This is a genomic window from Micromonospora sp. HNM0581 (assembly GCF_012726175.1).
Classification (GTDB): domain Bacteria; phylum Actinomycetota; class Actinomycetes; order Mycobacteriales; family Micromonosporaceae; genus Micromonospora.
This window is the reverse complement of sequence record NZ_JAASAD010000001.1, coordinates 275,400-294,238: the sequence shown is the minus strand read 5'-3', so window position 1 is coordinate 294,238 and position 18,839 is coordinate 275,400. Positions and strand designations below refer to the sequence as shown.

Sequence of the window (18,839 nt, the reverse complement as noted above, 5' to 3'; positions counted from 1 at the left end):
GTGCTGCCCAGCGTCTTGGCAGGCCGCGCGATGTGCCGTACGGTGGCACCCAAGTGACCCACGGGAGCCCGGTCGACCGGGCTGAGAGGGGGGCTGTGAGCCCCCGACCGTCGAACCTGATCCGGGTAATGCCGGCGCAGGGAGGAGAGTTGCCGTGCCGTCCCTGGGACGACTGCACCTGATCACCGACACCCGACCGGGGCGGGACACCCTCGCCGTGCTGCGTGCCGTACTGCCGGTGGCACGCACCGAGTTGGTGGTGCAGGTCCGCGTCGAGGACGAGGCCACCGACCGTCAGGCGTACGAGCTGACCCGGCAGGTGCTGGCCCTCTGCACGCCGTACGGAGTGCCCTGCCTGGTCAACGACCGACTGCATGTGGCACTGGCCACCGGCGCCGCCGGTGGCCACGTCGGTGCCGACGATCTACCCGTGGCGGCGGCCCGGCAGGTGCTCGGCCCGGCGGCGGTACTGGGCGCCACCGCGCGGGAACCGGCAACCGCGTTGGCGGCGGCCACCGCCGGAGCGAGTTACCTGGGCGTGGGGCCGTGCCGCACCACCGTCACCAAGGACGGGTTACCACCGCCGATCGGCGTGGCCGGTGTCCGAGCGGTGGTCGAGGCGGTCGGGGTACCGGTTGTCGCCATCGGCGGGGTGACGGCGACGGACGTACCCGAGTTGCGGGCCGCCGGCGCGCACGGGGTGGCGGTGGTCGGTGCGCTATCCGGGGCCGGCGACCCCGCGTACGCCGCCGCCCAGCTGCTACGGGGCCTTTCGTGTTAGCCGGGGGCCCCGCCGCCACCGGAAGCGTCGACAGAGGGTCCTCCCTTGCACCGGATGTGGCGGTGGTCGGGGGTGGACCGATCGGATGGGCGGTCGCCTGGCGGTGCGCGACACGCGGGCTGCGGGTGGCCGTGCACGACCCGGCACCCGGGTCGGGTGCCTCGCACGTCGCCGCCGGGATGCTGGCGCCGGTCGCCGAGGCGTACTTCGGTGAGCGGGAACTGACCGGCCTACTCACCGAGTCGGCCGGGCGCTGGCCGGGGTTCGCCGCCGAGCTGGGCGAGGCGGTCGGCAGCGACATCGGCTACCGCACCGAAGGCACCCTGATGGTCGGTCTGACCGCCGACGACCTCGCGCAGACGCGTCGGCTCTGGGCGTACCAGCAGGAGTTGGGGTTGCCGGTGACGCCACTGCGCCCGTCGCAGCTGCGCGAACGCGAGCCGGCGCTGGCACCGCGGATACGTGGCGGCGCGCTCGCCGCCACCGACCATCAGGTCGATCCACGCCGGCTGGTGCCGGCACTACGGCTGGCGGCGGAACGGGCGGGAGCCAGGCTGGTCGCCGAGCCGGTGCGTCGGCTGTCCGAGGTCACGGCCGCCGTGACAGTTGTCGCCGCCGGCTGCGGCACCGCGGCCCTGACCGGGCTGCCGGTCCGTCCGGTGAAGGGACAGGTGTTGCGACTGCGCGCACCCGACGGCGGGCCGCCAGGCTTCCGGCACGTGATCCGGGGGTACGCCGACGGGGAGCAGGTCTACCTGGTGCCCCGCGACAGTGGCGAGGTGGTCGTCGGAGCGACCGTCGAGGAGCGCTCCGACCTGGAGGTCTCCGCCGGAGCGGTGCTGCGGCTGCTGCGGGCAGCCGTCGACCTGCTGCCCGAGATCGCCGAGTACGACCTGGTGGAGACGCGGGCGGGGCTGCGTCCGGGCACACCGGACAATGCCCCGATCCTCGGCCCGCTGCCGGGGCACCCGGGCGTGCTGGTGGCCGCCGGTCACCACCGCCACGGGATCGTGCTTGCACCGGTCACCGCTGACCTGATCACCGATCTGGTCACCGGCGTCGGCAGCCCCGACCCGCTGCTCGCGCCGTTCCGGCCGGACCGGTTCGTCGGTCCGGCCGGCGTCGGCAGCGCTACCCGCCCCAACTTTCGGCTGTCGACGGAGGACGACTCGTGGAACTGACGGTGAACGGAGCCGGGCGCAGCCTGCCGGACGGGCTGACGGTCGCGGACCTGGTCCGCGACGTGACCGGCCAGCAGCGCGGGGTAGCGGTGGCGGTCAACGGCGAGGTGGTGCCGCGTACCGGCTGGTCGGCCACCGTGCTGCGCGGCGGTGACCGGGTCGAAGTGCTCAGCGCCGCACAGGGCGGGTGAGTCGGATGGACGGTTTCGAACTGGGTGGAGTGCGGTTCCGCTCCCGGCTGATCCTCGGCACCGGTGGAGCGGCCAATCTGCACGTGCTGGAGCAGGCGATCCGGGCCTCCGGTACCGAGTTGGTCACCCTGGCGCTGCGCCGGGTGGAGACGGTGCCGGGTGGCTCGGGCGGCCTGCTGGAGCTGCTCGACAGGTGCGGTGTGCGGCTGCTGCCCAACACGGCCGGCTGCTACACGGCCGGTGAAGCGGTGAAGGTGGCCCGGCTGGCCCGGGACGCGTTCGAGACGGACTGGGTCAAACTCGAAGTGATCGGCGACGAGCGGACACTGCTGCCCGACGGGGTGGAACTGCTGCGCGCCGCCGAGGAACTGGTCGACGACGGGTTCACCGTGCTGCCGTACACCTCCGACGACCCGGTGCTGGCGCGGCGGCTGGCAGACGTCGGTTGCGCGGCGGTGATGCCGGCCGGTGCCCCGATCGGCTCGGGCCTGGGGATCAACAATCCGCACCACATTCGGCTCATCCGGCAGGACGTGGGCGTGCCGGTGATCCTGGACGCCGGTATCGGTACCGCCTCCGACGCCGCGTCGGCGATGGAACTGGGCTGTGACGCGGTGCTGCTCGCCAGCGCGGTGACCAGGGCAGCGGATCCGGTGATGATGGCCACCGCGATGCGGTACGCGGTCGAGGCCGGCCGGCTGGCCCACGCCGCCGGTCGTATCCCCCGCCGCTTCCACGCTCTGGCCTCCACACCGGACGAAGGTCGACCCGACCTGTGACCGGGACAGACTCGGTCGATCTTGGCCAGGGGGTGTCCTGCCAGGGACGCTGTCCGACCAGGATTTCGCCGGTCTCCGGCGTGGTCGTGCTCACCGATCGACGACTGGCGCGGGGTGGGCTGGTCCGGGTGGTGGCGGCGGTGGTGGCCGGCGGAGTGCGCTGGGTCGTGTTGCGGGAGAGGGACCTGCCGCGGGTGGAACGCCTCGCCCTCGCCGTCGAGCTGCGGTCGATCCTGGCCGAGGCCGGCGGAACGTTGATCGTCGCCGGCCCCGACCCGTTGCTGGACGCCGAATCCGACCGTTCGGCCACCGTTGAGCAGCCCAGCTCCGGTGCCTGGGGCGGAGCCAGCGAGATCGCCCGCCCTCCGATTGCGCTACAGCTGCCGGCGGCTGGTCCGTATCCGCCGCCCCCGGCCGACCTGGTCGGTCGCTCCTGTCACGACGCGGTCGAACTGCGCCGTCTGACCACCGAGGACTACGTCACGATTTCGCCGGTCTATCCCACCCGGACCAAACCCGGCTACGGCCCGCCCCTGTTACCCGAAGGACTCGCCGCGCTGATCCGGGTCAGCCCGGTGCCGGCGTTGGCCCTCGGCGGCATCGAGAGTCCCGCCCAGGTGCACGCCTGCGTACGGGCGGGAGCCTGCGGTGTGGCGGTCCTCGGCGCCGTCATGCGCGCCGAGAATCCACAGCGGACTGCTGCCGCTCTCACCGCCGCCTGCACCACCGAACCGCGGGTCCTGGCGGGGTCATGGAGGGCGGGGCCGCCGACCTCGACCGCAGCCACGCAACAGAACCGAGACGACCGAGAGGAACTGCCGTGACCCCCACCACTGTGCTGACCGTCGCCGGTTCCGACTCCGGCGGTGGTGCCGGCATCCAAGCCGATCTGAAGGTGTTCGCCGCGCTCGGTGCGTACGGCACGAGCGTGCTGACGGCGGTCACCGCGCAGAACACCCGGGGCGTGGACGCGGTGCTGCCGCTGCCTCCGCGTCTGGTCACCGATCAGCTCGACAGTGTGCTGTCGGACTTCGCGGTGCGTGCGGTCAAGACCGGGATGCTGGGCACCCCGGCCGTCGCGGCGGCGATCGCCGATGCGGCGGCGGCCGGCCGGCTGCCGCGACTGGTCGTCGACCCGGTGCTGGTGGCCACCAGCGGGCACCGGCTCGGCGTGGTGGAGGCGGTGGAGCGGTTGCTGCCGTACGCCCGGGTGGCGACACCGAACAGCGCGGAGGCTGCCGCCCTCACCGGGGCAGCGGTGACCGATGTGGCAGAGATGACCACGGCGGCGCGGGCCCTGGCGGCAGGTGGACCGGAATGGGTGATCGTCACCGGCGGTGACGTGGATGCCGGTGCGGAGGCGGTGGACGTGCTGCACGGCCCGGAGGGCACGACGGTGCTGCGTGCCCCGAGGGTGCCGACCCGGCACACCCACGGCACCGGTTGCTCGTTTTCGGCGGCCGTGACGGTGCGGCTGGCCCTTGGCGATCCGGTGCCGTCGGCGGTCGGCGCCGCCAAGGAGTACGTGACCCGTGCGCTGACCGGCGCGCGGGAGTGGGAGCTGGGTGCGGGACGTGGACCGATGGACCACTTCGGCTGGTCCGTCTGATCAGGGAGGCTGTCATGCAGGCACGTCAGAAGGTGTACGTCGAAGGGTCACGACCGGACATCCGGGTGCCGTTCGCGGAGGTGGAGTTGACCGGCGACAACCCACCACTGCGGCTCTACGACACCTCCGGACCGGGCTCGGACCCGGAGGTGGGGCTGGCGCCGTTTCGGGGACCGTGGATCGCCGAGCGGGCCGACGTGGCGCCGGTACGAGGTGCCGGAACCCCACTGGCTGGTTCGGGCGGCAAGAGGCCGACGCAGCTGGCGTACGCGCGGTCCGGTGTGGTCACGCCGGAGATGGAGTTCGTGGCGATCCGGGAGGGGATGGCGCCGGAGTTCGTCCGGGACGAGATCGCTGCCGGCCGGGCCGTGCTGCCGCTCAACGTCAACCACCCGGAGTGCGAGCCGGCGATCATCGGCAAGGCGTTCCTGGTCAAGGTCAACGCGAACATCGGTACCTCTGCGGTGAGCTCCTCGGTCGCCGAGGAGGTGGAGAAGTTGACCTGGGCCACCCGCTGGGGCGCGGACACGGTGATGGATCTGTCCACCGGCAAGCGGATCCACGAGACGCGCGAGGCGATCGTGCGCAACTCTCCGGTGCCGATCGGCACGGTGCCGATCTACCAGGCGCTGGAGAAGGTCGGCGGCGATCCGGTGCAGCTCAGCTGGGAGGTGTTCCGGGACACCGTGATCGAGCAGGCTGAGCAGGGCGTGGACTACATGACGGTGCACGCCGGGGTGCTGCTGCCGTACGTGCCGCTGGCGGTGGACCGGGTCACGGGGATCGTGTCCCGGGGCGGCTCCATCATGGCGGCCTGGTGCCTGGCGCACCACGAGGAGAACTTCCTCTACACCAACTTCCGGGAGCTGTGCGAGATCCTGGCCCGCTACGACGTGACGTTCTCCCTCGGTGACGGTCTGCGGCCCGGCTCGATCGCGGACGCCAACGACGATGCACAGTTCGCCGAGCTGCGTACCCTCGGTGAGCTGACGAAGGTCGCCTGGGAGTACGACGTGCAGGTGATGATCGAGGGGCCCGGACACGTGCCGATGCACAAGATCAAGGAGAACGTCGACCTTCAGCAGGAGTGGTGCCACGAGGCGCCCTTCTACACCCTCGGCCCGTTGACCACCGACGTCGCCCCCGCCTACGACCACATCACCTCGGCCATCGGGGCGGCGATGATCGGCATGTTCGGCACTGCGATGCTCTGTTACGTCACGCCCAAGGAGCACCTCGGGCTGCCGGACCGGGATGACGTGAAGGCAGGTGTGATCGCGTACAAGATCGCGGCGCACGCGGCTGACCTGGCCAAGGGGCATCCTGGGGCGCAGGCATGGGACGACGCGCTGTCGAAGGCGCGGTTCGAGTTCCGCTGGGAGGACCAGTTCAACCTCTCGCTGGACCCGGAGACTGCGCGGTCGTACCACGACGCGACGCTGCCTGCCGAGCCGGCGAAGACGGCGCACTTCTGCTCGATGTGCGGGCCGAAGTTCTGCTCCATGAAGATCACGCAGGATCTGAAGGAGTACGCCGCTCGCGGCATGCAGGACAAGTCTGACGAGTTCGTCGCCTCCGGCGGACGGGTCTACCTGCCGCTGGCCTGACCGGACGGGCGGAGGCCACGTTAACCCTCGGCGCCCTATGTCTGAGCGACATGATCATGTCAGCCAGACATAGGGCGCTTGACTTCTGATCTCCCTGGCGGCTACTCGAGATGAATTCGCCGTGAGGTGTGGGAGGGTCGCCCGCCGCTGGTGCACCGGGCGGTGACTCAGTGCCGGTGATGCCGACCGGTCGACCGCAGGGAACGGCGTGGTTCCTTCGGTGGCGAGGGATCGTCGTCGTCGAGTGGCCGGCTGAGCCCGGTGACCCAGTCGACGTACTCCTCGTCCTGGGCCGGTAACGGTTCGTCCTGCTCGTCGGCGGCCTGCTCCGCAGACCTGGATCTGCCGCGTCGGAACAGCCCGCGTCGGCTCTTCTCCGCGTCGCCGTCCGGCTGGACGTCCTCGGTCCGGACGGCGGGTGGCTTCGTGAAGGCGGCCGTGAGATCACGGGCGGCGGCTGCCGTTTCGATGGAGACCTCCGGGGTCTCCGGCAGTGCCGCCGCGATGCCGGGCGATTCGGGTGCCACAGGCCCAGCCGGTGCCCCACCGAGGTCGGGCAGTGCGAGCCGTTGTCGTGGCCGTGGTGACGTCTCGGGTACCCCTTCCACCGCCGATCGACCTTCGGCCCCATCCGTTGGCGCTGGGGCGGCCTGTGCCGGTGGGGTGGCGGGCGGCGGGGCCGCTGACGGGTCCGGTGCCCGGGATGTTTGGGTACGGCGGGGCGTCGGGGCCCTGCCGGCGGGGGTGAGGGGCGGAGCGGGGGCCACCGTGGTGGGTTCGGCCGGAGGCAGGTCGCCGCCGTCGCCCACCGTCGCCGGCTCCATCGCCGACCCGTAATGCCCGTCACTCTCCGCCGCCGGCTGGTTTTCGGCATCGTCGACGCCTGTGGCTTCGGCGTCAGCAGGGCCGGCACCGTCAGCGCCGGATGCGACCGTGGCGGTGGACGGGTCGGAGAGCGCGACCGGCCAGTGCCAGTGTGGCGGTGAGCCAGCCGACCGGTCGGTCTCGGTGCTGTCGTCGACAACGACGACCGGCTGCGGCGGGGTGACCGTCGGGTCGGCGGAGTCTGCGACCGAAGCGGGTAACGCAGGGGTCGCCGGCAACGGTTGCAGAATGGCGGTCGGCTCGATGACGGTGCCACCGGTGGGCGCCACCCGGTCGGAGGCAGTCGTGGGCAGCAGTGCTGCGGCGGCGGACCCGAGCGCGCCTACCACCACCGCGATCAGCGCGGCGTAGTAGGGGGTCAACTGGTAGCGGTCGCTCGTGTCACCCGGACCGGCGGCCAGGTAGGCGAAAGCCACGAGCACCGGCCCGGCGACCCCGCTGGGTCCGCTGATCATCGGGGGAAGCCCACGCCGCCGAGCCACCGCGGCGGTCGCCGCGCCGGCCAGTAGACACACCAACGGCAGGATCAGCAGGGCCAGTTGCTGCGCGGTGCCGGTGGCGAGCCAGGCTGGTTCCAGGACACCGAGGCGTACCGGGGTCAGCGGTCCGCTCGCCCCCAGGGACGGAATCACAGACAGCAGAGCGAGGAGCCAGACCACCGCGGCCACCGCTGCGATGTTCCAGGCGAACGGGGGCCGGACCAACACGGCCAGCGCGGCACCGGCACCGACCACCGCGCCGAGTCCCGCGCAGATGGCCACGGCCCAGACCGGGTCGACCGAGATGAGTTCGGCGTTGCGGGCCGGCTGCATGCAGAGGGGCGCCACGATCGTCGCGCCCGCGGCAGCGCAGCCCGCGACGGCCAGTTGCCGCGCGGTGCCGCCGAGTTGCCCGCCTGGTCGGGTCACCCGCTCGGTGAGCACAGCACCGATCACGGCGGCGTTCGCGGCGAACCAACCGGCCCAGACGAGCTGAGCCGGCCACTGGTTGACGCTCTCGCCGGTGAAGCTTCCGGTGAGCCGGACGATGCCGAAGCCGAAGGCGAGGCCGAGCTGACCGGCGCCGGCCAGCAGGCTGACGCCGAAGGCGGTGAACAGGAGTCGGCTCGATGTCCGATGGGCCATGACCGGCACGTTACGGTCAGCCGCCACCGATCGCCACCGGCACGCCGTGTACGGACGTACGACCTGCTCGTGGTGGGTCTACTTGAGCTCGACCAGCCGGGCCAGGTATGTCGTGTCGCCGACGTTGGTGAGCATGTGCACCGCGCCGGGGTCACGAAAGACCACCCCGCCGGTGGGCTCATCGGCGTCGATCCGTGTGCCGTCGACCGTCTGCACGACGTTCTTCGCGCCCTGGACGGCCACCACCAGATAGGGGTGATCGTGCCGGTGCAGCGGCTGCCGTTCACCGGGCTCCAGCCGGATGTGCCAGACCCGTACCCGGTCGTTCTCGAAGACGATCTCCTGTCCCACCGGGCCGAGTACGTCGTCGGAGCCGGGCGTGGGAGCGTCGGGCGGTGTCTCGATCATCGGGTCCCGTCCAGCTGGGGGAGTACCTCGGCGGCGATCAGCTCCAGGTGGTCCAGATCGGTGAGGTCGATCAGGCGCAGATGCACCCGGGAGGTGCCGATCGCCGCGAACTCGCCGATCCGGTCGACAAGCTGCCGTGGTGAGCCGACCACCGGGTCCTCGGGCGGCAGGGCGCTCTTGACGTGCAGCGGGGCGGCTCGCCGTCGAGCCTCGCTGTCGGTACGTCCGATCGCCACCACAATGCCGGCGGAGAGCGTCAACGGTGGACGCCCGGTGCCGGCGCGGTCGACCCGCTGACCTGCCTCCTCGACCCGTTCGTACGCCTCGCGGGCCTGGTCGACGCTGGTGAAGGGCACGTTGAATTCGTCGGCGTACCGGGCGGCGAGCTCCGGGGTGCGCTTGGGGCCCCGCCCACCGACGATCACCGGGGGACCCGGGGTCTGCACCGGTTTGGGCAGGGCCGGGCAGTCGGTGAGCCGGTAGTGGTCACCGACGTAGTTGAACGTCTCGCCGGACGGGGTCCGCCACAGGCCGGTGATCACTTCGAGTTGTTCGGTCAGCCGGTCGAAGCGCGTGGTGGTGCCGGGAAACGGGATGCCGTACGAGGTGTGCTCCCGGGCGTACCAGCCGGCTCCGATGCCCAGCTCGACCCGACCGCCACTCATCTGGTCGACCTGGGCCACCATCACCGCCAGCGGGCCGGGTAGCCGGAACGTCGCCGAGGTGACCAGGGTGCCCAGCCGGATCCGGCTGGTCTCCCGGGCGAGCGCCGCCAGGGTGAGCCAGGCGTCGGTCGGGCCGGGCGGCGCCGGTTCGTCGCCCATGGCCTGGTAGTGGTCGGCTCGGAGGAACCCGTCGAAGCCGCCCTGCTCGGCGAGTTGGGCGAAGCGGAGCTGGTCGTCGTAGGTGGCTCCGCGGTGCGGCTCCGTGAATACGGCCACCCGCATGCTCATCGTCCCTCCGTGCCGGCTGCCGCCTGTTCGCGTTCCATCAGCAGTTCGTGCAGGTCGGCACTGACCCGGGCGACGTCTGCCAGGTGGGCGTTACGGCCCAGGCTGCGTGGCCGGGGAATGGTCACCTCGACGACCTTGCGGACACGGCCGGGGCGGGGGCTGAGCACCACCACCCGGTCGGCGAGAAGTACCGCCTCGTCGATGGAGTGGGTGACGAAGACGACGGTCGCCCCGTTGCGCATGTGGACCCGCTGGAGTTCGCCGGAGAGTTCCTCGCGGGTGAGCGCGTCGAGTGCGGAGAAGGGTTCGTCCATCAGCATGACCCGGGGGTCACCGATCAGTGACCGGCACAGGGAGACCCGCTGCTGCATGCCGCCGGAGAGTTCGTGCGGCAGCCGCTTCTCGAAGCCGGACAACCCGGCTACGTCGAGGAGGTCCCGGGCCCGGTCGCGGTGGGCGGCCCGTTTCCAGCCGAAGATCTCTACGGGCAGCAGGACGTTGTCCAGGACGCTGCGCCAGGGGAGCAGGGCCGGCCGCTGGAACAGCATGGCGATGTCCCGGCGCGGCCCGGTGACCGGTTTTCCGGCGACAGCGACCTCGCCGGAGCTGACCGGAATCAGACCGGAGATCAGCCGTAGCAGGGTGGACTTGCCGCACCCGGAGCGGCCGAGTACCGCGACGAACTCGCCTTCGGCGACGTCGAGGTCGATGCCCCGCAACGCCTCGACCCGGCCGGTGCGGCCGTCGAAGGTACGCGACACCTCGGAGAGTCGGATCATCGCCGACAAGCCTCCCTGAGTGGAAAGTCAGGAACTGGGAAAGGCTATCGGCTTCCGCCCTGTATCGCACCGTCCGGGGTGGACATCACTTTGTATCCGTTCCGCAACCCGGTACGCCTGGCGTCGCAAAGGTGAGGTTCTCGTACGCTGTGCCCGCGAGAGTCCCCCTCCATACGCGGTGTCGGCTTCCACCCGGCTGCCGGCGCCGCCTCCCACAACTCCCTCCCGGAGGCCCGACGCCCCGGTTGGAAAGGACAAGGTGCACTGATGAGAAGGCTGACCCGTACGGTCGCCGCGGCCACGATGGCCACCGCGCTCGCCCTGGTCTCCGCGTGCAGTAGCGGCTCGGACGACGCCGACGGCAACGATGTCGGCGCCGCGCTGGAGCAGGTGACCTATCTCACCTCGTTCGGCAACTTCGGGCGCGACGCGTACGCCTGGGTGGCCAAGGAGAAGGGCTACTTCAAGGACGCCGGCTTCGACGTAGAGATCAAGCCCGGGCAGGGCACCGGCTCGGTCATCCAGACGGTGGTTGGTGGGCAGGCGCAGTTCGGCCCGATCGACCTGACCGGCGGGCTGCTCCAGCTGGGCAACGGTGAGGCCAAGGACTTCGTGGTGGTGGCCGCGATCCAGCAGCGCACCATGGCCGCCATCGCCACGGTCGAAGGGACGGGCATCACCACCCCGAAGGACCTGGAGGGCAAGACTCTCGCGGACACCCCCGGCTCGGTGGTCCGCAACCTCTTCCCGACGTACGCGCGAATGGCCGGCATCGACTACGACAAGGTGAAGTGGGTCAACGGCGAGGCGCAGACCCTGATGGGCACGCTGGCCTCCGGCACGGTCGACGGCATCGGTCAGTTCGTCGTGGGCCAGCCGACCATCGAGGCGGTGACCAAGAAGAAGGCCGTTCTGCTGCCCTACAGCAACGTGATGCAGGACCTGTACGGCAACGTGCTGGTCACCTCGAAGCAGTACGCCAGCGAGAAGCCGGAGCAGGTCAAGCGGTTCTCCGAGGCGCTGCTCAAGGGCATGGAGGACGCTCTGGCGGACCCGCAGGGCGCAGCCGAGATCCTGGCCAAGAACGCCGAGGCGGTCAACACCGCCGCTGCGGCTGCCGAGCTGCAGCTGATGGCCGGGTACGTCCGGTCCAACAACTCCGGCACCGCGCTGGGCACGTTGGACAGTGGCCGGGTCGCCAAGAGCATCGCGATCCTGCGTGGTGCCGGTGCGCTCAAGTCGGACCTCACCCCGGAGCAGATCATCGACTTCAACCTGGCGCCGAAGGCCTGACGCGGTCTCGGCACCGCACAGGTACGCCGCACCGCAGTCGCGGTGCGGCGTACCTCGCTTCCCCGACTGTTCGACAGCTCCGATTCGCAGGAGGATCCGATGACCGACGTCCGCCCCCGGCAGCCGGAGGCGACGCTCGTACCCGAGCCGCCCCCCGGGGTATCGCGTGGCCGACGATGGCGAACAGGCGACCTGCGCTCGGGTACCGCCGCTGCGCTGTTGCCCGCGTCCGGGCTGCTGGTCGCGCTTGGTCTCTGGTGGCTGGTGGCCCGGCTGGAGCTGATCCACCCGGCCGCTTTGCCGCCGCCCGGTGACGTTCTCGCCGCGTTCTCCGAACGGCCCGCCAGGCTGCTGGAGCACACCGCCGCGACCACCGGCGAGATCCTGGTCGGTTTCGCCCTCTCCGCGGTGGCCGGCGTGCTGATCGGCCTGGCCCTGGCGGCCTCGCGGACGGTCGAGCGGATGTTCACCCCGCTGCTCGTCGCGGTGAACGCCGTTCCGAAGATCACTCTGGGCCCGCTGCTCGTGGTGGCGCTCGGCTGGGGCCAGAAGCCGATCCTCACCATGGTCTTCCTGCTCTGCTTCTTCCCGATCGTGCTGTCCACCGTCACCGGGCTGACCACCACCGCGGCCGAACTGGCCGAGCTGGTCCGGTCGTGGAACGCCTCCCGGTGGCAGGCGTTCCGCAAGGTCCGCTTCCCGGCCGCCCTGCCGCAGATCTTCGTGGGCCTGAAGGTCGCCATGCCGCTGGCCGCGATCGGCGCGGTGATCGGGGAGTTCCAGGCAGGTGAGGGCGGCCTGGGCTACGTGATCCAGCAGTACGCCGGCATCGGCGACACCGCCACCGCGTGGGCTGCGATCATCCTGGTCGCCCTGGTCAGCATCCTGCTCTACACCGCGCTGGTCCTGCTCGAACGGCGCAGCCTGCCCTGGTTGCGGGAGACCACCTCGAGCCGTTGAACGACCGTCGGGAGACCCGTTTGAAGGTCTCCCGACGGTCGTGGACCCGCTCGACCGGCTCAGCCGGCCAGGCGCCACCGCCCGTTCCGGGCGATCAGGGTGGTCAGCGCCTGCGGCATCAGCCCTGAGTGGTTGTCCGGCGTCATCCGGATCGGACCGGACAGGCCGTCCATCTGGGACGTCTCCAGCACGTCGCGGAGAAGGTCCCGGTCGACCTCACCGGCGACTCCGCCGGCCCGCAGCTCCGCGTCGGCGATGAGCTGGACGGCGTCCGCGGCGAACGAGGCGGAGCCGTGGTAGCCGCCGTACCGGGCGGTGTAGTCCTGGAACCACTGACGGCGGGCGGCCTTGGCGGGGGTGGTCGCGATGACGTCGTCGATGACCATCGTCTGGGTGAAGACCAGGGTGGCCCGTTCCGCCGACTTCGCGGCAGTGCCGAGGAAGAGGTCACCCGCGGCCGAGGCGTCGAGGAACAGGGCTCCGGTGTAGTCGGCCCGCTCGACCGCGCTGGCAGCGAGCATCGCCTGCTCCGGGGGGGTCCAGAAGACCAGGGCGTCGGGGTTGACGTCGGTCAACGTGCTGATCTGCCCGTCCAGTTCCGTGTCGGTGTTGCGGGCGGCGGACTCGGCCAGGATCTGGATGCCGACCTTCCTGAACTCGCTGCGCAGGGCGGAGGAACCCTCCTTGCCGTAGTCGTCGTTGCTGCGCAGGAGGCCGACCGTGTCGATGTTGCGGCGTCGCAGTTCGGCCGTCAGGGCCCCGGCGTTGTCCTCGGCGTTGGGGGCCAGCTTGAACATGTAGCGACGCTCCGCGACCGGGTCCACCACCGCGCCGGCGGCGGCAAGAGCGACGGTCGGGATCTGGTTCTCATTCACGGTGCGTACCGCGCCGACCGCGCATTCGTTGCAACCGCCCATGATGATGGCGGTGACCCGCTTGTCGTTGCTGAAGTCGACGATGTTCCGCAGCGACTCGCTGGCGTCGGACCGATTGTCCTTCAGTAATAGTTCGACCGAGCGGCCGTTGAGTGCGCCAGAGGCGTTCAACTGCTCGACCTTCAGTTCCAGGGCCTGCCGGTAGACCTTGCCGAACCCGGCTGAGGCACCGGAGAGTTCCAGGTCGGCGGCGATCACGATCGGGCTTGTGTCCTGCTCGTCCTCGCTGAACTGACACCCGACGAGGGTGGTGGCGAGCAGGGTCGACACGAGCGCCGTGGCGGTCGCGGAGCGGAAGGGGGTCAACTCGATCCTCCTGATACGGCACGGGCGGGGCCCGGTCACCGGCGGCTCATCCGTCCACTGTGCATAATGAGACGGCTCTGCCGTACCGTGTGCGCGAAGCCTGCAAAACCTTGCCAATGCCGGGCGCTGCGGTCAAGCGGGGCCAGCGAAGGCGTTTCGGGACACCGATCCCACATGTTGGTGTGACCAAATGTTTTCAGATGCTCACTGTGGCGACATGGGTGGCCACCTCGGAGTTACAAGCCCTGTTCAGGGGCGCTGTGGAAATGTAGGTATTAGTTGACCGGATCACGAGTAGCGTGCCGTCCGACCGTTTCCTGCCCTCCTGCGGCTTCCCAAACACGATCACGTCTGATGAAATCGCGGCCGTGCCGCGCATGGCGCCGGCCGTCGCTTGGCGCGCGAGTCGGCAGTTCTGGCGGGAAGAAAACGACGGAGGCGATGTCGTGAGCACCGGACCGACGACCCTGCCCGCCAGTGGTGACACCGCCCAGAAGAGCAACGGTCGGCTGCCCCGACTGCGTGACGCCCGCATCCGATCCAAGCTGGCACTGATTCTGGTGGTACCCGTGGCCGCCGTCATCGCGCTGGCCACGGTCCGCCTGGTCGCTGTCGGTGAGGGTGCCTACGACGCGAGTCAGTCCCGCGCACTCACCGCGCTGTCCCTCAACGTCAGTGCACTGACGAACGATCTGCACGCCGAACGCATGGCGGCGGCGGCCTACCTCGCCGCACCGCAACAGCGGGCAGACGCGTACAACCTGCGGGTCCGCCAGACCCAGCAGCGGATCGACGAGTACCGCGCGGAGCGGGCCGAGGTCGGTGAGGTGCCCACGGCGATCCGCGACCGGCTCGCGACCATCGACGCGCACCTGGACACCCTCGACGGCACCCGGCAGGAGGTGTTGGCCCGCCAGCAGATGGAGGTCGCCGAGGCGGCGCTGCGCTACGGCGTGGTCCTCAACGACCTGGTCGCCTACGGTGACGGGCTGGCCCAGCTGCCGGGCGACGAGGAACTCGGCGACAGCCGCCGGGCGGTCGCCGCCTTCACCCGCGCGAAGGCGGCAGTCGCGGAGGAGGAAGCGGTCGCCTACACCGCACTCAGCGGCGGCCGACTGGACAGCGAGCAGTTCTCCGCGTTCGTGACCACCCTCACCGGCCAGCAGGAGGCGCTGGTGGCCTTCTCGCTCGCTGCCGACCCCGTGCAGCGTGCGTTGGTCGAGAGCACCGTTTCCGGTGACGCGGTGGTGCTGGCCGACCGGATCGCCACCGACATCAGCCGGTCGGTGAACCAGCGTGCACCGTTCACCGCCCAGGAGGCCACGGCCGCGATCGGGGCGGTGAACGAGCTGATGCGCTGGGCGGAGGTCGAGTTGCAGAACCGCCTGCTCGACCAGGCCGAGCAGGCCCGCGCGGACGTCATCCGGCAGGCCGTCGTCGAAACGACGCTGGTGCTGCTCACCCTGATCATCGCGGTGTCCCTGGCGGTGGTGCTGGCCCGCTCACTGAACCACTCCCTGCGCCGGCTGCGGGAGGGTGCGCTCTCCGTGGCGAACCACGACCTGCCGGAGGCGGTGCGTCGACTCCAGGGAATGGGCAACGTCAGCGACGGCAGCGTCGACGAGATCGTCCGTGAGGTACGAGACCCGATCCAGCTCAACAACCGTGACGAGGTCGGTCAGGTCGCCTCGGCGTTCAACGTCGTACACCGGGAGGCGGTCCGGGTCGCGGCCGAACAGGCGGCCCTGCGTTCCAGCGTCTCGGCGATGTTCCTCAACCTGGCCCGACGCAGTCAGACCCTGGTCGATCGCATGATCGGCGAGCTGGACGCCATCGAGCGTGGCGAAGAGGATCCGAAGCGTCTCGCACAGCTCTTCGAGCTCGACCACCTCGCCACCCGGATGCGCCGAAACGACGAGAACCTCCTCGTGCTCGCCGGCGCGGACTCGGCTGTGCCACGCCGAGACGACGCTCTGATGGTCGATGTGCTGCGGGCCGCGCAGTCCGAGGTGGAGCTCTACAACCGGATCGAGTTCGGTACGGTCGACACGGACGTGTCCGTGGCGGCACACGCGGTAAACGACGTGGTGCGGCTGGTGGCCGAGCTGCTCGACAACGCCACCCGCTTCTCACCACCCAACACCACGGTGGTGGCCGACGGACGACGCATCCGGGACTATGTGCTCATCCAGATCGAGGACCGTGGACTCGGCCTCTCCGATGAGCAGCTGGACTCGCTCAACCGAAGGCTCGCCGCGCCATCCGCGGTCGACGTCGCGGCGTTCCGCCTGATGGGTCTGGCGGTGGTCAGCCGACTCGCCGCCCGTCACGACATCCGGGTCGAACTGCGCCGCAATGTCGAGGGCGGTACCGTGGCGCAGGTCACCCTGCCCGCCGCCACCGTCGTGTTGCCCAGCCTGCGCGGTCGTGACCAAGCGATCACCCGGCCCAGGCAACCCCTCGCGGTAGAGCAGGCGCCGCTCCCGACGGCCGGACACAACGATTCGGCCGGGGCCACGGGGCGTGGCAACACGGCGACTCTCGTGAACGGGTGGCACAACGGCACCGACTCGGGCACGCCGTGGCCGGCTCCGACCCCGGCTCCGACCCCCGTCCCGGCACCCGCTGACCCGCCGCCGAACCGTACTCCGTCGCCTGCCTTCAACGGATTCAACGTTGGTACGCCGACGGTCGCGCAGCCCACCCTCAGTCCGCTGCCGAACCGGAGTACCGGCGATCGCAGTCAGCACACCGCGCCCGGCCTGCCGGTGGGACCGGTCGCGGGGGCGGCGGGTGCCGCGCCGACGGGATTCGCCCCGGGTGCCGAGCAGCGTTCCGGTGGTGGCGACTTCGACGGTTCGGGTTTCCGTGGGCTGGGTGCCAGCCTGGCTGCCACCGCGCCACCCCCCACGCGCCCGATCACGGTGCCGCCGGAGCAGTCCTCCGAAGCGCCGATCTTCCGGGAGATGGAGGCCGTCTGGTTCCGGTCACACGGGAACGACGTCACCACGATCTTCAGTCGGCCACAGTTCGACGATCCTGCTCCGCAGGCGTCTGCTGCTGCCGCCCCACGACCGGCGCCGCCTGTCGAGCCCACCAAGGGACGTAGCACGTTGCCGACCCGCACACCGGGTGCGGCCGCCGCCGCGACACCCGCGCCGCCGTCGTACAATTCCTCGGCCACCAGCACAGCTGGCCCGGTGTCGAGCGCGCCGCCGACCTCACCCACGCCGCCACCGAGTTCCGCGCCGCAGCCCTCCGACCAGCCCGGAACCGGCCAGCCGCGGGGCGAGGCCTGGCGGACGGCGGCCGACGAGGGCTGGTCGCGGGCCAACCAGGCGGCCGAACCCACCCCCGCCGGTACGACCCGGTCGGGGCTGCCCAAGCGGGTGCCCCAGGCGCAGCTCGTGCCCGGTGGTATCGAGCCGCGCGGCGGGCGTGAGCACGGCCGTCGGACCCCTGACGAAGTACGCGGTCTGCTGTCGGCGTACCACCGAGGCGTCCAGCGTGGACGGACGGCCGGAGCGAGTCAGAACAGCACCTCGACCAAGGAGACGAGCCGATGAACAGGCCAGCGGCCATACAGGACATGGGTTGGCTGCTCAGCAACTTCGCCGACAGTGTGGCAGGTATCGCCCACGTGGTGGCGGTTTCCGCGGACGGGCTGCTACTCGCCTCCTCCCGGGACCTGCCGGCGGACCGGGCGGATCAGCTCGCCGCGATCACCTCCGGCGTGGTGAGCCTGACCGAGGGTGCCGCACGGATGTTCAGCGCCGGCGGGGTGTTGCAGACAGTGATTGAGATGGACAGTGGCTATCTGTTTCTGATGTCCATCAGTGACGGCTCCTCCATGGCGGTGCTCGCGGCGCGTAGCTGCGACGTCGGTCAGGTGGGCTACGAGATGGCGCTGCTCGTGGAACGGGTCGGTGCGGCGCTGGTGCCGCTGCCCCGGGACGCGGTGCGGTCGTAACGGGTGCATCGGACCGGCGGAATGCGGAGGAGGTGACCGCGGATGGATCGACAGCGTGACCCACGGGGTGCGTTGGTGCGGCCGTACGCGGTCACCCGGGGCAGGACCGAACCGTTGCAGGACATCGCCCTGGAAGCGGTGTTGGTGGCCAGCCCCACGCAGATCGCCGAATCACGCTTCGCCGGGCACGACAAGCATCGCATCGCCATGGTCTGCGAGGGTCGACCCGAGTCGCTGGCGGAGATCGCCGCGTACACCCGGCTACCGCTGGGTGTCGCTCGGGTGCTGGTCGCCGACATGGTGACCGAAGGCCTGCTGACGCTACAGACGGCTGCTCCCGCCACAGGTTACGAGGAGCGGATGGAAATGCTGGGAAGGGTGCTGAGTGGACTTCGCGAGCTATGACCCCGCCGGGGCCCGCCAGAGCCGGGGAATCATCTCCGCGAAGATCGTCGTCGCGGGTGGCTTCGGTGTGGGCAAGACCACGCTTGTCGGTGCGATCTCCGAGATCACACCGCTGACCACCGAGGCGGTGATGACCGCGGCGGGAGTCGGCATCGACGACCCGTCCAAGGTGCCGGGCAAGGAGACCACCACGGTCGCCATGGACTTCGGCCGAATCACCATGGCGCAGGATTTGATCCTGTACCTCTTCGGTACGCCTGGGCAGACCCGGTTCTGGTTCATGTGGGACGAGATCATCCGAGGCGCGGTGGGCGCTGCGGTGCTGGTGGACACCCGCCGGATCACCGACGCGTTCGCCCCGCTGGACTACTTCGAGAACCGCAAGTTGCCGTACGTGGTGGCGCTCAACCGATTCGACGGCGCACCCCAGTACGAGTTGGACGAGGTGCGGGAGGCATTGGCCATCTCGCCGGACGTGCCACTTGTGATGACCGACGCTCGGCAGCGTGAGTCGGTCAAACAGGTCATGGTGACGGTCGTCGAACACGCGATGGCGCGACTCCAGGCCGAACACGACCGTGGCTTCCCGACCCCGGTCGGCTGATCCACGGCGGTGTCCCGCTGGCCCGGCCGCCCGGCCCGGTCGGCGGGACATCCATGTCGTCGTGCCGGA

18 protein-coding genes and 1 riboswitch are annotated in these 18,839 nt (G+C 70.5%); of the genes, 13 read left to right on the top strand and 5 right to left on the bottom strand.

The features are described from left to right. The first annotated feature begins 51 nt into the window (after window positions 1-51). Window positions 52-160: riboswitch (TPP riboswitch) on the top strand. The 7 genes from thiE to thiC all read left to right on the top strand — a co-directional run bounded on the left by thiE (window position 155) and on the right by thiC (window position 6,148). Next, window positions 155-781, top strand: coding sequence for a thiamine phosphate synthase (gene thiE, locus HCA58_RS01325; RefSeq protein ID WP_169595885.1), 627 nt, complete (start codon window positions 155-157; stop codon window positions 779-781). It overlaps the preceding riboswitch by 6 nt. Further along, window positions 775-1,962: a glycine oxidase ThiO gene (thiO, locus tag HCA58_RS01320; protein WP_169595884.1), complete on the top strand. Its 1,188-nt coding sequence runs from the start codon at window positions 775-777 to the stop codon at window positions 1,960-1,962. Before thiE ends, thiO begins: the two co-directional genes overlap by 7 nt. Then, entirely contained in the window at window positions 1,953-2,153 is a 201-nt protein-coding gene (gene thiS / locus HCA58_RS01315; protein ID WP_169595883.1) for a sulfur carrier protein ThiS, read from the top strand. The genes thiO and thiS overlap by 10 nt, the downstream gene beginning before the upstream one ends. A gap of 5 nt (window positions 2,154-2,158) precedes the next feature. Next, window positions 2,159-2,932 (top strand): thiazole synthase, encoded by a 774-nt coding sequence (locus HCA58_RS01310; RefSeq protein ID WP_169595882.1) that lies wholly within the window; start codon window positions 2,159-2,161, stop codon window positions 2,930-2,932. A 62-nt stretch (window positions 2,933-2,994) separates the two neighbouring features. Next, window positions 2,995-3,756 (top strand): thiamine phosphate synthase, encoded by a 762-nt coding sequence (locus HCA58_RS01305; RefSeq protein WP_169596154.1) that lies wholly within the window; start codon window positions 2,995-2,997, stop codon window positions 3,754-3,756. Next, the gene (gene thiD, locus HCA58_RS01300) at window positions 3,753-4,541 is read left to right on the top strand and encodes a bifunctional hydroxymethylpyrimidine kinase/phosphomethylpyrimidine kinase (protein WP_169595881.1); all 789 of its coding nucleotides are present in this window, start codon (window positions 3,753-3,755) and stop codon (window positions 4,539-4,541) included. Before HCA58_RS01305 ends, thiD begins: the two co-directional genes overlap by 4 nt. Window positions 4,542-4,555: 14 nt before the next feature. Further along, window positions 4,556-6,148: a phosphomethylpyrimidine synthase ThiC gene (thiC, locus tag HCA58_RS01295; protein ID WP_169595880.1), complete on the top strand. Its 1,593-nt coding sequence runs from the start codon at window positions 4,556-4,558 to the stop codon at window positions 6,146-6,148. Between the two features lie 167 nt (window positions 6,149-6,315). Here the strand turns inward: thiC and HCA58_RS01290 are convergent, their stop codons facing one another. The 4 genes from HCA58_RS01290 to HCA58_RS01275 all read right to left on the bottom strand — a co-directional run bounded on the left by HCA58_RS01290 (window position 6,316) and on the right by HCA58_RS01275 (window position 10,297). Further along, the gene (locus tag HCA58_RS01290) at window positions 6,316-8,157 is read right to left on the bottom strand and encodes a hypothetical protein (protein WP_169595879.1); all 1,842 of its coding nucleotides are present in this window, start codon (window positions 8,155-8,157) and stop codon (window positions 6,316-6,318) included. A gap of 78 nt (window positions 8,158-8,235) precedes the next feature. Continuing rightward, window positions 8,236-8,565, bottom strand: a complete 330-nt coding sequence (locus HCA58_RS01285; RefSeq protein WP_169595878.1) for a cupin — start codon at window positions 8,563-8,565, stop codon at window positions 8,236-8,238. Continuing rightward, window positions 8,562-9,512 (bottom strand): LLM class F420-dependent oxidoreductase, encoded by a 951-nt coding sequence (locus tag HCA58_RS01280; protein ID WP_169596153.1) that lies wholly within the window; start codon window positions 9,510-9,512, stop codon window positions 8,562-8,564. The genes HCA58_RS01285 and HCA58_RS01280 overlap by 4 nt, the downstream gene beginning before the upstream one ends. Window positions 9,513-9,514: 2 nt before the next feature. Continuing rightward, the gene (locus HCA58_RS01275) at window positions 9,515-10,297 is read right to left on the bottom strand and encodes an ABC transporter ATP-binding protein (protein WP_169595877.1); all 783 of its coding nucleotides are present in this window, start codon (window positions 10,295-10,297) and stop codon (window positions 9,515-9,517) included. 267 nt (window positions 10,298-10,564) lie between these two features. Between HCA58_RS01275 and HCA58_RS01270 the strand changes: the two genes are divergently transcribed. Continuing rightward, window positions 10,565-11,590 (top strand): ABC transporter substrate-binding protein, encoded by a 1,026-nt coding sequence (locus HCA58_RS01270; protein WP_169595876.1) that lies wholly within the window; start codon window positions 10,565-10,567, stop codon window positions 11,588-11,590. Window positions 11,591-11,689: 99 nt separating this feature from the next. Continuing rightward, the gene (locus HCA58_RS01265; protein ID WP_169595875.1) at window positions 11,690-12,550 is read left to right on the top strand and encodes an ABC transporter permease; all 861 of its coding nucleotides are present in this window, start codon (window positions 11,690-11,692) and stop codon (window positions 12,548-12,550) included. 59 nt (window positions 12,551-12,609) lie between these two features. On the opposite strand, the gene HCA58_RS01260 is transcribed toward HCA58_RS01265, so the two are convergent. Next, window positions 12,610-13,791 carry an ABC transporter substrate-binding protein gene (locus HCA58_RS01260; RefSeq protein WP_169595874.1) on the bottom strand — a complete coding sequence of 394 codons (1,182 nt, stop codon included), beginning with the start codon at window positions 13,789-13,791 and terminating at the stop codon, window positions 12,610-12,612. 446 nt (window positions 13,792-14,237) lie between these two features. On the opposite strand from HCA58_RS01260, the gene HCA58_RS01255 reads away from it, so the two are divergent. Genes HCA58_RS01255 through HCA58_RS01240 form a run of 4 tightly spaced genes read left to right on the top strand, consistent with a single transcriptional unit; the run spans window position 14,238 to window position 18,770 of the window. Further along, window positions 14,238-17,357 (top strand): sensor histidine kinase, encoded by a 3,120-nt coding sequence (locus HCA58_RS01255; protein ID WP_169595873.1) that lies wholly within the window; start codon window positions 14,238-14,240, stop codon window positions 17,355-17,357. Further along, complete coding sequence (locus HCA58_RS01250; protein ID WP_093403659.1) at window positions 17,354-17,761, top strand: roadblock/LC7 domain-containing protein; 408 nt, start codon at window positions 17,354-17,356, stop codon at window positions 17,759-17,761. The genes HCA58_RS01255 and HCA58_RS01250 overlap by 4 nt, the downstream gene beginning before the upstream one ends. A 42-nt stretch (window positions 17,762-17,803) precedes the next feature. Next, window positions 17,804-18,166, top strand: coding sequence for a DUF742 domain-containing protein (locus tag HCA58_RS01245; protein WP_169595872.1), 363 nt, complete (start codon window positions 17,804-17,806; stop codon window positions 18,164-18,166). Continuing rightward, window positions 18,147-18,770, top strand: a complete 624-nt coding sequence (locus HCA58_RS01240) for an ATP/GTP-binding protein (RefSeq protein ID WP_169595871.1) — start codon at window positions 18,147-18,149, stop codon at window positions 18,768-18,770. The genes HCA58_RS01245 and HCA58_RS01240 overlap by 20 nt, the downstream gene beginning before the upstream one ends. Window positions 18,771-18,839 lie beyond the last annotated feature (69 nt).